General features: G+C 43.2%; 14 protein-coding genes and 1 riboswitch. Of the genes, 2 read left to right on the top strand and 12 right to left on the bottom strand.

The window, feature by feature from the left end:
* The first annotated feature begins 15 nt into the window (after positions 1-15).
* Entirely contained in the window at positions 16-156 is a 141-nt protein-coding gene (locus tag JVX94_RS15880; RefSeq protein ID WP_162860197.1) for a hypothetical protein, read from the top strand.
* A gap of 44 nt (positions 157-200) precedes the next feature.
* Here the strand turns inward: JVX94_RS15880 and ywaC are convergent, their stop codons facing one another.
* The 5 genes from ywaC to JVX94_RS15855 form a co-directional block, all read right to left on the bottom strand.
* Complete coding sequence (gene ywaC, locus JVX94_RS15875) at positions 201-833, bottom strand: GTP pyrophosphokinase YwaC (protein ID WP_205183763.1); 633 nt, start codon at positions 831-833, stop codon at positions 201-203.
* A 93-nt stretch (positions 834-926) separates the two neighbouring features.
* Positions 927-1,940 (bottom strand): ABC transporter permease, encoded by a 1,014-nt coding sequence (locus JVX94_RS15870; protein ID WP_144471781.1) that lies wholly within the window; start codon positions 1,938-1,940, stop codon positions 927-929.
* Positions 1,937-3,433, bottom strand: coding sequence for a sugar ABC transporter ATP-binding protein (locus JVX94_RS15865; protein ID WP_205183760.1), 1,497 nt, complete (start codon positions 3,431-3,433; stop codon positions 1,937-1,939). The genes JVX94_RS15870 and JVX94_RS15865 overlap by 4 nt, the downstream gene beginning before the upstream one ends.
* A 69-nt stretch (positions 3,434-3,502) precedes the next feature.
* On the bottom strand, positions 3,503-4,621 hold the full coding sequence (locus JVX94_RS15860; protein WP_095409879.1) for a sugar ABC transporter substrate-binding protein: 1,119 nt from the start codon (positions 4,619-4,621) through the stop codon (positions 3,503-3,505).
* Positions 4,622-4,793: 172 nt separating this feature from the next.
* Positions 4,794-4,903: riboswitch (SAM riboswitch) on the bottom strand.
* Positions 4,904-5,000: 97 nt separating this feature from the next.
* Positions 5,001-6,428, bottom strand: coding sequence for a right-handed parallel beta-helix repeat-containing protein (locus JVX94_RS15855; protein ID WP_205183757.1), 1,428 nt, complete (start codon positions 6,426-6,428; stop codon positions 5,001-5,003).
* Positions 6,429-6,796: 368 nt separating this feature from the next.
* Here JVX94_RS15855 and JVX94_RS15850 point away from each other — a divergent pair, with 368 nt between their 5' ends.
* Positions 6,797-7,888 (top strand): branched-chain amino acid aminotransferase, encoded by a 1,092-nt coding sequence (locus tag JVX94_RS15850; RefSeq protein ID WP_024426445.1) that lies wholly within the window; start codon positions 6,797-6,799, stop codon positions 7,886-7,888.
* 316 nt (positions 7,889-8,204) lie between these two features.
* On the opposite strand, the gene JVX94_RS15845 is transcribed toward JVX94_RS15850, so the two are convergent.
* From JVX94_RS15845 to JVX94_RS15815, 7 genes are all read right to left on the bottom strand, one after another.
* Positions 8,205-8,603: a hypothetical protein gene (locus JVX94_RS15845; protein WP_095410071.1), complete on the bottom strand. Its 399-nt coding sequence runs from the start codon at positions 8,601-8,603 to the stop codon at positions 8,205-8,207.
* A gap of 119 nt (positions 8,604-8,722) precedes the next feature.
* On the bottom strand, positions 8,723-10,051 hold the full coding sequence (locus tag JVX94_RS15840) for a 6-phospho-beta-glucosidase (RefSeq protein WP_144471771.1): 1,329 nt from the start codon (positions 10,049-10,051) through the stop codon (positions 8,723-8,725).
* Entirely contained in the window at positions 10,048-10,374 is a 327-nt protein-coding gene (locus tag JVX94_RS15835; RefSeq protein ID WP_003215078.1) for a PTS lactose/cellobiose transporter subunit IIA, read from the bottom strand. The genes JVX94_RS15840 and JVX94_RS15835 overlap by 4 nt, the downstream gene beginning before the upstream one ends.
* 26 nt (positions 10,375-10,400) lie before the next feature.
* On the bottom strand, positions 10,401-11,750 hold the full coding sequence (celB, locus tag JVX94_RS15830; protein ID WP_024423868.1) for a PTS cellobiose transporter subunit IIC: 1,350 nt from the start codon (positions 11,748-11,750) through the stop codon (positions 10,401-10,403).
* 14 nt (positions 11,751-11,764) lie between these two features.
* Positions 11,765-12,070 carry a PTS sugar transporter subunit IIB gene (locus JVX94_RS15825; RefSeq protein ID WP_024423869.1) on the bottom strand — a complete coding sequence of 102 codons (306 nt, stop codon included), beginning with the start codon at positions 12,068-12,070 and terminating at the stop codon, positions 11,765-11,767.
* Between the two features lie 122 nt (positions 12,071-12,192).
* Positions 12,193-14,136 (bottom strand): BglG family transcription antiterminator, encoded by a 1,944-nt coding sequence (locus JVX94_RS15820; RefSeq protein WP_205183754.1) that lies wholly within the window; start codon positions 14,134-14,136, stop codon positions 12,193-12,195.
* A 237-nt stretch (positions 14,137-14,373) separates the two neighbouring features.
* Entirely contained in the window at positions 14,374-14,988 is a 615-nt protein-coding gene (locus JVX94_RS15815) for a class F sortase (protein ID WP_205183751.1), read from the bottom strand.
* Positions 14,989-15,019 lie beyond the last annotated feature (31 nt).

Genomic DNA, 15,019 nt, shown 5'->3' with positions numbered 1-15,019 from the left:
ATGGAGTGATGTATGATGAAGAAATGGCTCATCACAAGTGCGATTTTAACGCTCTTAATAACAGGTGTTTCTGTTGGTACTTCTATTCAAAAAGACAGTCAATCTGCACAATCTCAAGATATCATTCAAAAGAGGGACCGTGGAACCAACCCTTAATAATAAAAAAGCAGCTGTGATTAAAACAGCTGCTTTTTTATGTGCTAATCAATTTCTCGTTTAATATTTTGCATTTTCTCATCTAAGTAATGGGCAATATCTGCGGCTTCCTTCAGTTCATCGGTCAGCTGATGAGGAACATCGTTTTGCAGTTTATAATAGATTTTATGCTCTAGACTTGCCCAAAAATCCATTGCAATGGTCCGCACTTGAATCTCAACCTTCACATGCTCCACACGATTCGTTAAGTAAACAGGTATCTCCACAATTAAATGTAGGCTTCTGTAGCCATTTGATTTCGGATGTTGAATGTAATCCTTCACTTCAAGAATCTTTAAATCCTCTCTTTGCCTCAATACATCCATAATGTTATAGATATCTTGAATAAAAGAACAGATGATGCGGACACCTGCGATATCATGGATATGCTCCTTGGCACATTGTGTCGTGATGTCGCATCCTTTTCTTGCTAGCTTATTCACTATGCTTTCAAACGATTTGATCCGTGATTTTGTATGCTCTATTGGGTTGTGTCCATGGATTAAATTATACTCCTGGCTGATAATCGAGAACTTTGTATCCATTTCATCTAACGCAAATTTATATACTAATAGTTCATTTTTCCAGTCTTCCATGACATTTTTCAAATCTTCTACATGAGTTGCTGACATATTCATTTTCTTTGTCATCTCCTTTTGGGAAGCGGCGGCTGCACCGCTTTCCGTTTACTAGACGAAAAGAGGACTCGAATGGTTTTAAAAAATACGCAGTTAGCCTCGTTGTTTGTAATATGTCAGCGCCAGAGCAAGGGCCAGCACAGAACCCTTCACAATATCCATTGCATAATAAGGGACAGACATCATCACAAGCCCATTTTGTAAGATCCCGATGAGTACAGCCCCGATAAAAGTACCAAATGCGTTTGGCTTACCTGCTCCCATGACGGAAAAACCGATAAAAGCAGCCGCTACTCCATCCATTAAATATGGTGCACCAGCATTAATTTCTGCTGTCATCACCCTTGATGCGAGCACGATACCGCCGATCGCTGCAAATAACGCAGAAAGCAAATAGGCCGCAATTTTATATTTGTTCACATGAATGCCAGATAATCGAGCCGCTTCCTTATTCCCACCGATGATGTACATGAATCGGCCGTGCTTTGTGTAGGTCATGAAAACATGCGCAAATAGTACAATGGCAGCCATAATAAGAATGATATATGGCACCTGTCCAATTTTGCTGAAAAAGGCAGGAATCGTTCCCGTTGAGAACGTACCATCAGGCAGCACCATATTTTCAGAAATGGTCGCCCCTTTCGTATACGTTTGAGCCAGCCCTTGAATGATAAACATCATGGCTAATGTCATGAGCATATCTGGAATTTTCATTTTGACGATCATCCATGCATTTAACAAACCAACAATGATAGAAGCCGCTAGTGCAGAGAGGATTGCAATCAGTGGGTTTTGCGAGAACCATACGAACATAGAAATGACAATCGCATTTGATAGCGTGGCGACTGATCCAACTGATAAATCAAAGCCGTTTACTGCCAATGAGATGGTTAAGCCCACCGCAATGATGGTCACAATTGAGATAGACCGTAGAATATTGATGATATTTCCTGATTGCAAAAACGCTGGATTCGCTGCCGCAAATACCACAATCAACACGACAATGGTTAAAATCGTCCCATATCGATAAAAGAAATCAAACAGATGAAAGGATGGCCGCTGTTTTTTGACTTGCTGCACAGGGGCTGGAATTTGTTGTTCGCTCATGATTGTCCTCCTGTTGAATGATATAAAAGCTCCTCTTCTGTCGTCGGTGCGGTCATTTCCCGGGCAATGCTGCCATCATATAACACGTATACTCGGTCAGCGATACCTGCAATTTCTGACAGCTCACTCGACGCATAAATGACAGATTTTCCGCGGGCGGCAAGCTCTGCAATCAAAGTGAAAATATCTTTTTTCGCTCCAACGTCTACACCTTTGGTTGGTTCGTCAAAGAGATACACATCTGCCTCAGCCAGCAGCCATTTTCCGATAGCAACCTTCTGCTGATTTCCACCAGATAGGTGCTTCACCTTTGCTTCAAGAGACGGCGTTTTGACACCAAGCCGTTTGACGATTTCGTCTGCTTCCCGCTTTTCCTTCGAACGATGTAAGAAGCTGAATATCCGTGAAAATGAATGAAGACTTGCAGCCGTTAAGTTCCACCCCACGCTCTCTTCGGTCAGAATCCCTTCTTTTCTCCGCTCTTCCGGCACAAGGGCCATTCCAGCTCTCACCGCTTGATGAGGCGATGTGATGCGAATGGTTTGACCATGAAGCTGCACGGTCCCCGTCTTTTTTTCTGAGGCACCGAAAAGGGCTTTGCACAATTCTGTTTTACCAGCACCGACAAGTCCTGCGATCCCGAGAATTTCTCCTTTTTTGACATAAAAGTGAATGTTGTTTAATTTATGTTGATCGTTTAGCTCTTTCACTTCAAGCACAATAGGTGCATCTTTCAGTGGCCTGCGAGACGGGAATTGCTCCTCTAATGGTGCACCTAGCATTTCTTCAATGACCTGCTGTGGATTTGTGTCTTTGACAAGGTGAGCTGCGACATCCGTTCCATTTCGCATCACAGTCAGTTCATCACAGATGGTGAAAATTTCAGGCATGCGGTGAGAAATAAACACGATCCCCGTCCCATTCTGTTTCAACCGATTAATCATTGAGAATAATTTGCTTGTTTCTGCATGACTAAGCGGAGCCGTTGGTTCATCTAAGATTAAAATGCTGCATTTAATGGAAACGGCCTTGGCAATGAGCACCATCTGTTTTTCGGCAAGGGTCAGATCGCTGACAAGTCGTTTTGTGGAAATGTCGATGTCCATTTCTTTTAATAGCTGAGCCGCTTTGCGATGCAGCTCTTTCCAGCTGACAAATGTTTTTTTCTCAATCACATGCATCATCATATTCTCACCAACAGTTAAGTAGGGAACAAGAGCCGTATCCACTTCTTGATGGACCGTCTGCACACCATATGAGGATGCATCCTTTGGGGTTTGAATGGATGCCGCCTGGCCATTAATGTGGATGGTTCCGTCGAAGTGCGAATGAGCGCCAGAAAGAACCTTCATTAACGTTGACTTCCCAGCTCCATTTGCTCCAATCAGTGCATGGACCGTCCCTTTTTTTAATGTGAAATTCACTTGATCTAACGCTTTGACCCCTGGAAATTCAATTGAAATATTCTTCATACGAACAAGCGGCGCTGTCATAGGTGTCCTCCTTCTCTTGATATCATCTGAAAAACGAAACACCCTCTATGGATAGAGAGTGCACGTCGCTTATTTTGTATAATGCTTCTTCAAGGTCTTCATCCAATCTTCCTCAAAAGCAGTCGATGAACCGAATCCCTTCACTTCGTCTGCAAGATTGACCATGTTAATGGCTTTTCCTGCTTGTTGAAGCTGCTTTTGCGAGATGAGAGAGGCCTCAAGGTCATAGGAAGATGGTGTTTTCTCACCAGCTATTTTCTTCGCAAGAATCCTCACGTCGACTGCGCCGATGAGCTTCGGATCAACCGCCGCTGTGTACTTCCACGGACTGTCCTTCGCCGTCATTTCTTGAAGATCCGCATTTGACACATCAATTCCGTAAATCTTCACTTCTGTTCTTCCTGCTTCCTTTAACGCTCTTGCTGCCCCAATGGCAAAGGCATCCCATGTGGCGAAAATAGCGTCCAGCTTGCCCTTTGGATACTTATTCAGCATGGCTGCTACTGCATTTTGCGTTTGAACAGACGTATCAGAGGAGGCAATACCAAAGCGGTCAAGCTCCTTAATCCCTGAATGTTGTTTAAGCGTTTCTTGATAGACCTTATTTCGTCTCACCATTGGCGGGAATCCATCTACCCAGAGGTACGCGATATTTGCTTTTCCTTTAAAATCAGACACGAGTGCATCCAATGATTTTTTTGCTAATTGTTCGTCATCTTGAGACGTCACTGTGACCCCTTTGATGTCCTTCAGCTTAGGATTCGAATCAAATGCTACAACTGGAATGCCTTTCGCTGTGATCTTTTTCACATCAGCGACTGTCGCATCGTCGTCCCCGTGAGAGATGATAAAGCCATCATAATTTTCTTCAAGCGCCTGAGAAATGGCATCATGGAACTTCGCTGTATCTCCATTTGCGGTGTAGACATCCACCGTAAAGCCGAGTGCTTCCCCTTCTGCCTTGGTCCCAGCTAAAAATTGAGCCGTATGATCGTCTCCGCCAATTTTGCGGATGACTTTAATTTTTGCCCCCTGTCCCTTTGCAAATCGCTTCGGTACATTGTCAAAGGAAACCTTTTCGTTCGTATTTGCCTTTGAGCCTGCACTTGATCCGGTGCCGCAGCCTGTTAACAGGACGGTTAATGCCGTTAATAAGACAAGAAATGATGTAAAATGCTTACGCTTCATTGCTGTTCCTCCTCAAGTTGTTTTTATTTTTCACATCGGAAAACTAGGTAAAAAAGTGGAAATACGCCTGTAAAAAAACAGACATTTGATTCGAAAAAGAGACGAAAAAAGCCTCTCTTGGAAAGAGAGGCTTGATCACCGTTGCATGAAACATGTATCGGGAAGTCTTCCTCTCTTATCTGTCAAAGCTGTAACAGCTTTGCAGGAATTAGCACCAATTTCTAAAATAGAAACGGTTGCTGGGCGTCATAGGGCCAGTCCCTCTGCCTCTCTTGATAAGAGATCCGTTATGAAATTTGTTTTCGTTGAAATGTCTTCTTTACTTTAATGTGATGTCACATCAATGTCAATGACTTTTTTGAAAATTCCTAAAATAACATCAGCTTCCGATGATTTTCTTCGCAGGTGATGATTTCTTCAGACGGAAATCATATTTTTTCTCATTCACAAATTGCGGATTGAGATGTGCTGATCCTTTATCTTGACCGCTTTTAGAGAGATACGTTTTGTAGCCTTCCATCCATTTCCCGCGCCATACCCACTGTGATGCTTTTGCACCTTTTCGGTCATCATAAACGTTTTTCTGGAAGGTATTCTCTTGGTTCACTTGATAAAGATTCACGACTAAGTAATGCGAAGCACTAGCTGTCATGATATTATTCGTGATTCGATTGTTCACTGCTTGATACTGCATCAGCAATTGACCGCCCTCTAAGCCGGCTGTGTCATTTTTGTACAAAGTATTATGTGAAATCGCCGTATTGGTTGTACCGCCCCGCTTCTTATCATAGCCGCCAATAGAAATGCCTGTATAACGGTTCAAATACACTTGATTGTGTTCGATGCGGATGCGGTCTGCCATTTTTCCTTTATGTTCGCTTGTGACTTCAATCCCCAAATCATTGTGATGTGAGATGTTATGATCGATCACAATGTCTTTTCCTCCATCAACATAAATTCCGCCAGCGGAGATGTCGCTCCCATAGGCTGGGTTCCCTGCACTCGTAATCTCATATACTTTGTTTCTAGAGACGACACCATTTCTGACTTGATCATACTTTTTAGAGGGTGCTACGTTCTCATAACCAATTAAATCAATGCCAATATTATCAGTGTGCCGGACCGTGTTATGTGTCACACGGAACTTTTTGACGTTTCCATTTAGCACAAGCGCTTCACTGAAGCCCAGCTTTAATTTTTCAACGGTATTTCCTTTGATTTCAATGTCTTCAATCGCTGCAGGAGCTTTTGTCCCATAGACAGCAATTCCATGTGCATTTCCATTTTCATGTTTCGTCTGAATGTCATACACTCGGTTATTAAGCAATTTGACGCCTTTGCCGCTTCCTTTGATGAAAATACCAACTGGTGTCAAATCTTCTTTATTCGTCTTAAGATGTCCTACAGTCAGGCCTTTGAGGGTGATGTAGCTCTTTTGATCGATCGTGACAAGACCGCCATCGGCTTGATTTCCTTTAAGGGAAGCCCCGCTAATCACAGGTTTTTCTTTTCCATAAGCTTGAAAGACAACGGGCGCTTTCTTTGTTCCTGAATGGCGGACAATCAATTTTTCTTTGTATGTACCGCCTCTCATGTAAATGGTTGCCCCAGCCTTCGCCATACTTGCCGCTTTTTTCAGCGTACGGAAAGGTTTTTGCTTTGTTCCCGGGTTTTTGTCGTTTCCGTTTACCGCTACGTAATAGGCTGTGCTTTGCTTAGCTCCAGCCTCATCTGTCATCGCCTGACAGCCAAAGCTGATCACGGTCATGAATAAAATGAGTAAAATGCCTGGTATCGCTCGTTTCATCTTGTTGTTTGCTCCTTTCCCTTCTCTTCTTCCTTTATCGGTTAAAAAAAAGAGGATTAAAATATGACGATGTCCCTTGCAATGTACTAGTCAAAAGGTGTATGGTTGAAAGAATATCTTACAGGAAAACCATTCGTTTTTAAATTGTCAGATTAATCAGTTAATAATGCATTTGGATTTTATTTCTTTTTTAAAAAGGGGTGACATGAGCCAAACTGACAGCAGAGAGAAGGAAAGCGCTTTAACAGATTTTTCTTGTCTTAATTACAGAAAACCTATTGCTAATATTTTGTGAAGGTATAGAATAGAATCATAATTATTTCATATTATTAGAATTTTCAAATAATCAAACAGCAAGGAGATTTACAATGCCAAAACAACCCATCCGCGTTGAACTTAGTTCAACAAAAAAACCAAAACCTCAATCTGATCAACTTGAATTCGGAAAAATCTTCACAGATCACATGTTTGTGATGGATTATTCAGTTGATAAAGGCTGGTACGATCCAAGAATTATCCCTTATCAGGCCATTCCAATGGACCCAGCTTCGATGGTCTACCATTATGGTCAATCTGTTTTTGAAGGCTTGAAGGCTTATGTTTCTGAGGATCAAAAAATTCTCTTATTCCGTCCGGAAAAAAACATGGAACGCTTAAATAGATCCAATGACCGCCTGTGTATTCCGCAGATTGATACAGAAACAGTATTAGAGGGCTTAAATGAACTCATTCGCATTGATAAGGATTGGGTACCTGATGCAGAGGGCACTTCCTTGTATATTCGTCCATTCATTATTTCCACTGAGCCGTATTTAGGTGTTGCACCGTCTAGCACGTATAAACTGCTCATTATTTTATCTCCAGTGGGATCATACTATAAAGAAGGCATTCATCCGGTCAAAATTGCAGTTGAAAATGAGTTTGTCCGTGCCGTTAAGGGTGGAACAGGAAATGCCAAAACAGCTGGAAACTATGCCTCAAGCCTTAAGGCACAGCAAGTTGCTGAAACGAAAGGATTTTCACAGGTTCTTTGGCTTGATGGGGTCGAGAAAAAATACATTGAAGAAGTCGGCAGCATGAATATCTTCTTTAAAATCAACGGAGAAATCGTGACGCCTGAATTGAACGGCAGCATTTTAGAAGGCATCACACGTAACTCTGTGCTTGAGCTGTTAAAGCATTGGGGAATTCCAGTAACAGAGCGCAAAATTTCAATTGATGAGTTAATTGAAGCACATCAATCTGGCGAGCTTGAAGAAATTTTCGGGACTGGAACGGCAGCCGTCATCTCTCCTGTAGGAGAATTAATTTATCATGATCAGCCATATGTGATCCAAAATGGTCAAACAGGCGAAGTATCGAAGAAATTATACGAAGCCATTACTGGCATCCAAAAAGGGACACAGCCAGACATCTTCGGCTGGACAGTTGAAGTTGACTCAGTCGTCAAGCAAGCATAAGCATATAAAAGAACCTTTCATTCATGAAGGGTTCTTTTTTGTTTATCCACCTCTCCTTCATCCCTTATAATGGTAAATACACATGGATAAGGAGAGTGATGGTATGTTTTTTACTTATCTACTAGCGTTCTTTGGGATCTGCATCGGGTCGATGATCGTCGCTACTGGTTTCGACGATTCACCGTTCCTCACCCGGTTTCTATTTAAGGCTCTTGGAATCTCTATCCTTGCTCTTTCCATTACATTTGTAAAGATCAGACGAAAGAAGTTGCAGAAAAAAAAGCGAAATAGACTTAGTTGACCAATCTGCTTCCCATCAAATTGTGCACCAAAACAAGACCGATACCCCAACAATCGCCCCTGCGTATATCCACTGTTTCCTTTTGATGCTCCGCTTTTTTTCGATCAATAAAAAGATCTCTGGCAAAAAGATGATGATGATTTCTAGGATAAAGACAAGATAGTAAACAAGCGGCATCGGCTGGAAATCAAACTTTCTTGCATCTCCACCAATCGTTGCGAAATACATCAACAGATTGGTCACGGGAATGGTAAAACAAACGAGCAGGCGGAGAACATAGATCCACACATATTCCTTATGCCGAATGAGGCCAACAAATGAAGCAATAAGGCCATACAAAAACAAGATCACTGTACCATAACTCATGACAGGCTGTACGACAAACCCGTAAAACATTAAACCAATTGCAACCATATTCCAACAATCCTTTCTTTGAAGCCATACATGCTGTTTTTTTCTATCATACACTTCTTTCTCCAGTTTCCATATGGGGCAATCATAAAAAATGACCCCATTAAAGGGGCCATTATGTGTTAAGCATTGACTGATTTGAAGAATTGCGGTAAATGCTCGCGATGCGCTTCAAGCATTTCATCTAAAATTTGCTTTGCAATTTCGTCAGATGGAACGAGCGGGTTGATGGTCATTGCAACAAGAGCCGTCTCGTAATCTCCAGTCACAGCCGCTTCTGCTGCCACACGCTCGAATGATTTGATTTGTTGAACGAGCCCTCTCACAGCTACAGGCAGATCACCTGTCGCTATTGGTTTTGGTCCATCCTTCGTAATGATACAGTTTACTTCAACCGCTGATTCAGCCGGAATGCTGGCAATCGCCCCTCGGTTCACTGTATTGACTGGTTGAATGTCGTGCTTATCATTATAGATGGAGCTGATTAAGTTACAAGCTGCATCGCTGTAATATGCCCCGCCTCTTTTTTCGAGCTGCGGTGGTTTAATCGACAAATCAGGATCTTTATAGAGCTCAAATAATTCCTGCTCGACCTGCTGTACAACCTCTGCTCGTGTTCCTTTCTCTTGAGCCGCCTTTTGCTCTTCTTCCAGCATATCTTTCGTTTTATAGTAATAGCGGTGATACGGACATGGGATGACCCCTAATCCTTTCACAAAAGAAGGCTCCCAGTTTTTCGCTTCAATGTTTCTCATGGACCACTGGCTGTTCGGATTTCCTAGTTCATCAAGCACTTGATCCATAATGCTGACCCCGTCTAAATATACGTCTAATCCATAGACCATGTGGTTGAGACCGGCAAACTGTACTTCAATGCGTTCAACGTCTACATCAAGCGCCTTGGCAATCCCCATTTTGATCCCAATCGGCACATTGCATAGACCAACCACTTTTTTTAGATTCGTGTAGCGTAAAACAGCTTCTGTGACCATGCCCGCTGGATTTGTAAAGTTCACAAGCCATGCGTCTGGGCAAAGCTCTTCCATATCCTTCACAATGTCTAAAATGACTGGGATGGTCCGAAGGCCTTTAAATAAACCTCCTGGTCCGTTCGTTTCCTGACCGATGACGCCGTATTTAAGCGGTATTCTCTCATCCTTTGCCCGTGCTTCCAGCAGTCCTACACGAAATTGTGTCGTCACAAAATCTGCATCCTTCAAGGCTTCCCGGCGATCAAGAGTCAGGTGTACCTCAATCGGCAGACCCGCTTTTTCAACCATACGTTTCGCCAGAGCGCCTACGATGTTTAACTTTTCCTGACCCGCTTCAATATCCACAAGCCATAATTCCTTTACAGGTAATTCATGATATCGTTTAATAAACCCTTCGACGAGCTCAGGCGTATAGCTCGATCCACCGCCTATTGTGACAATTTTGATTCCTTCTTTCATGAATTGACACCTCCGAGTTGCTTCATTTTTTCATGGAGCTCGATGATTTCCGCTGCGAGCTCCTTGACGGTCATTGCGTTCATAAGATGATCCTGCGCATGAATCATTAAGAGGCTAATATCCGTCTTTTCGCCCCTGATTTCTCCTTGGATCAGCTCTGTCTGTGCGTGATGCGCCTCATTTAACGCGTCTTGTGCTTCCTGCAATTTTTGCTTCGCCTCATCAAAGTTTCCTTGTTTTGCACATGTAATGGCCTCCATCGCGGAGCTTCTGCCATTCCCGCCGTGCAGGATGAGTTGAAACACAATTTGTTCCATTTCCATCGGCCGCATCCCCCTTGTTCCCTCTATTACATGCTGACGACATTTTCATCAGTTGATGCTTTTGTTTCTAGCTCACTTTCTTCTTTCAATTTCTGCTTATCCCACATTCTAAAGAATGGATAGTATAGAGCAAATGACAGCGCAAGGTTAATCAGCTGCATGACAGCACCAGAGATTTTGCCGCCTGTGGCAAGATAGCCTGAAATGATTGGCGGCATGGTCCATGGGACAGCGATCCCTGCCGGTTTTGCCACAAGCCCTGTGCTCATTCCGATATATGTGGTAATGATCATCATGATTGGCGTAAGGATAAACGGAATGAGGAGCATTGGGTTCATCACAATCGGCATTCCAAAAATGATCGGTTCGTTGATGTTAAAGATGGCTGGCCCAATGGCAAGGCGGCCAAGCTGTTTCATTTGTTTACTTCTGGCACGTAAGATCATGGTCAGCACCAAAGCAAGCGTTGCGCCGCTTCCGCCAACGTTGATGAAGATTTCAAAGAACTGCGCTGTGAAAATATTCGGCAGCACTTCTCCTGCTTGGAATGCAAGGCGGTTCTCATCCATTGCACCGAGCCAAATTGGCCCCATAACGCCCCCGACAATGGTAGCTCCGTGAATACCACATGCCCAGAGGAGCATTTGCACACCCATCGCAACGATACTGCCGCCTAAGCTTCCACCAAGAATCGATAGCGGTGTGCCAATTAAGACCGTGATGATATTATGAATACTCTCAAAAGGTGTCATCTCAATCACAAGTCTAGCGACCCAGATCAGTGTGATGACCACAAAACCTGGAATAAGTGCAATAAACGATTTACTGACTGCTGGCGGTACACCATCAGGCATTTTGATGACGATGTTCCGCTGAACAATAAAGCGGTAAATTTCAGTTGAAAGCATGGCAATAATCATGGCAACGAATAAGCCTTTACTGCCCATCAGTGTGACAGGAATTCCCCCGCCCACTAGGATAGCTTCTGTTGAGCCTTCAGGTGTGAAAGGTACTTGATATGGTGTAGCCAAAAGGAAAGCCGCAACAGCGATCGCACCAGATGATAGTGCATCAACGGCATACTTTTCAGCAAGCCTGTAAGCAATCCCGAAGGTTGCAACGAGTGCCATAATGTCAAAGGTTGCATTCACAGGATAGGATAGTTTCGTGGCCCATTCTGCTCCAAAGATACTTGCCATAAAATCGCTGTATCCTGGGATCGGAAGGTTGGCTAAAATGAGAAACAGTGAACCGACAATAATGAGAGGCATGGTTAAAACAATTCCGTCACGCAATGCTTGTAAATGTCTTTGAGCGGCAATCTTCCCTGCAAACGGCATGACCTTCTCTTCTAGAAATCGGTTGAATCCATTCATCCCCTCCGCCCCCTTTATCCGTTCACTAACTGTTCAGCAGATTTTAAAACCTCGGCGCCATTACATACGCCATAATGCACGGTGTTAATTACGTCTACTGGTATTCCTTTTTCTTCTCCGAGCTTTTTCATTTGTGGTAATAAATATCGAACCTGAGGTCCTAATAAAAGCACATCGGCTTGATCAATATGATTTTTCGCAGAATCTCCAGATACTGCCCAAATACGATATTCTTTTCCTTGTTCTTGTGCGCTTTTCTCCATTTTTGTGACAAGTAAGCTTGTGGACATACCTGCTGCGCAAACCAATAAGATGTTCATGTGTAAACGCCCCCTTTTCAAAGTGTGAAGCTATTCTTTACACATTCATCATATTATGAAACCGCTTTCATAAACACCCATACTTTTTCCTTTAGGAAGCGGAAAAAGTTAAGATCACACAGTTAGTTCTTGTACGAAGGTGCCTTTTTATACATGATATCAAGCATGTCTTCAAATGTATCACAGGCGATCAGGTGCTGAATGAATTTCACATTATGCACAAGCTCCCCAAGCAGACGGTACATGCCTTTTAAATCTTTGGCATTCTCTTTTTCGACACAAAGCAGGCAGACAAATTGAACCTTTTTTTCTCCCCAAATGATTGGTTTTTCTAATGTACATATCGCCCAAAACGTCTCATCTGTCAGCGGCGTCATCGGGTGCGGGATCGCTGTATAATGTCCGAAAGAGGTAGGGGCAGCCTCTTCTCTTTCCATGACAGAGGGTGTGAGCTCTGCTGGCGCTAAGCCCATATCGATGGCTTTTTGCGTTAAAAAGGTGATGACCTCTTCCTTTGTTTGAAAGGCGCGTTTTGTAAAAACCAATTCCTTTTTCATATATTGAGAGGCCAATGTCACCCTTGTTTCACTCGTCAGGGCTTCTTCAATTTTTAAAAAATCACCGCCTCCCAAAATGGTGTTCACTTGAATGACTGGAACCGGTAAATCCATATGAATTGGGATCGTTGAAATAATCAAATCCAGGGCATGCAAAGAGACATGCGGAAGCGAATATAGCTCTGCTGTTCCTAAAATGGTCAGCTTTGACCCAAATTGTGACCGCAAACGATCCTGCAGCAGCCTTGCACTCCCTGCACCAGACGCACAGACAATGAGACACCGCTTCGGCGGGATCTCCATTTTCCTCCGCTCTAAAGCCGCACCAAAATGAAGCGCCATATATCCGATTTCATTCTCATGAATACTCAGCCCCTCCTCTTCTTCAAGGACCCTGCTGGCGATAATCCCCGCTTCAAAAGCAAGGGGATACCCTGCTTTTATTTCATCAAGCATCGGATTTCTTAAGTTCATTCCATATTTACATCGGTTTATCGCAGGCTTTAAGTGCAGACTCAATCCAATCATTAGTTCCGTATCGCCGGCTAAATCAAGCTGCAATTTTTGATCAATGGCCTTCAGCATGAGCTGTACAAGCCGGCTCGTGTCATCATCTACAATTTGTTTTTGACCGCTCGAGGAAAAGGACTGTACCATTTTGGCTGTTCCTAGCAAATGAATGGTGATATAGACGATTTCCTCTTGTGGAAATGAGACATCCAGCAGCCCTTCTAGACGCTCCACCATTTTTTTAGCGACCTTGTATTCCTTTGCCCGCGGAATGTCGTTGATTTCCTCTGGAAGAACAGATACATAGTTTCCGTGTCTAATTCGTTTGCAGGCAATGGCAACATGAACGATTAAATTATTCATGCAAATGTCTGATAGATTCATGCCTTCCTCATTGATATAATCAATCATTGTTTTCTGAATCAATTCGAGTTCATGCTTTGGCAAAATCGTGACCGCTGTGTTCAGGATCGTTTGATAAGAACGACGTTCATTGAATAAATACTCTGACATGCAATAACGGATTTTCATCTCTGATCCCTTGATCCGGCAGCCTTTGCTCGGCTTCGCTTCCAGCTTCAGATCAAAGGGCTCCAGCTTACGTTTGACCGATTTCACATCGTTGCTCATCGTTGATTTACTAATAAACAGCTGCCCCTGTAAATCCTCAAGCTTCACATAGGATTCTGCCAAAAGAAGCCTTTTTAAAATATACCGAACACGCTCCTCTGGCAGCACAGCAAACGGCTCTTCCTGCTCGACCTCCTCCTTCATAAAACGGCGAAAGGCATTCTCATCGTTGATCAACAGCTCATAGCCAGCTCCTCTAACAGCTGTTACAGCCGCTTGGTAAGGGGCAAGACGGTCGTTCAGTTCCTTGATGTCTGTACGAATGGTGCGGCTTGTCACTTGTAAACTGGCAGAAAGTGCAGCGCTTGTGAGCGGGGTCTCAGCTGCCATGAGCTGACTTAAGATGTGCGCCAGTCTTTTACTCAGCATCAGATCGGCCTCCTTATGTAGGGATGGAGAATCTGCCTTGTCTGGACAGGTTGTATACGCTTGCAGTTCTCTTCATTACTCATATTCTACTGAAATGAAATAAAAATTGCCAACTCATTTATATGACAAATGCCCCTATTTATACAACTAACCATATCTAATGTCCTATGAATCTTTTTGGAAGATACTTGCGAAAACCATGAAAAAAAGGCGTACACCTTCGTGTATCCGCCTTCTTTATGAGGAGACCTGCTGCGTAAAGACAACCAATCTTTTTTCATGCGTACCTGCTGCATGATCAAATGTCCCTGTACAAGTGATTAAATTGAGATTCCGTGTAAAGGCGTATCCAAAAAACGCATTGGGCTTCTCTTTACGCGGATAGCTTCTTACTTTTATGACTTCAAAGGTTCGCTTTTTTCCTGAAGAGGACGTGACGATCACCTTGTCTCCCTTTTCTAGCTCCTTTAATCGGTAAAAAACAGATGGACCCCATTTATTATCTACATGGCCATTCATAACGGCATTCCCTTTATCCCCTGGCTTTGGACCATTTTCAAACCAAGCCGTATTGTCTGTATCTTGAGGGACACCCATACTGCCATCCTTTGATAAAGCTGTTTTCTCCACCTTTGCTTTGACATCAATCGCAGGAATGGCAATTTCAGCTGGGACAATACCAGAGGGCTCATCTTTTAATGTATCGTGTGAGTGGCTCTGTTTCTCAGCTTGACTTGTGGTCATTTCATTAGAAGCTGGTATGTTTTTTGAGGATGACGATTCATCCATTGCCTGGGATGAACAGCCTGTGATGATGAAAAGCGAAAGAATACTGAACAGCCAATTCTTCATCTAAGCCGGCCTCCTTTTGAAGAAAGGAACG

It is taken from the genome of Bacillus sp. PDNC022, from assembly GCF_016919285.1.
In the GTDB taxonomy this organism is placed as follows: Bacteria; Bacillota; Bacilli; order Bacillales; family Bacillaceae; genus Bacillus; species Bacillus safensis.
Note: the sequence above shows the minus strand (reverse complement) of the source record. Positions and strands in the feature narration are given on the sequence as shown.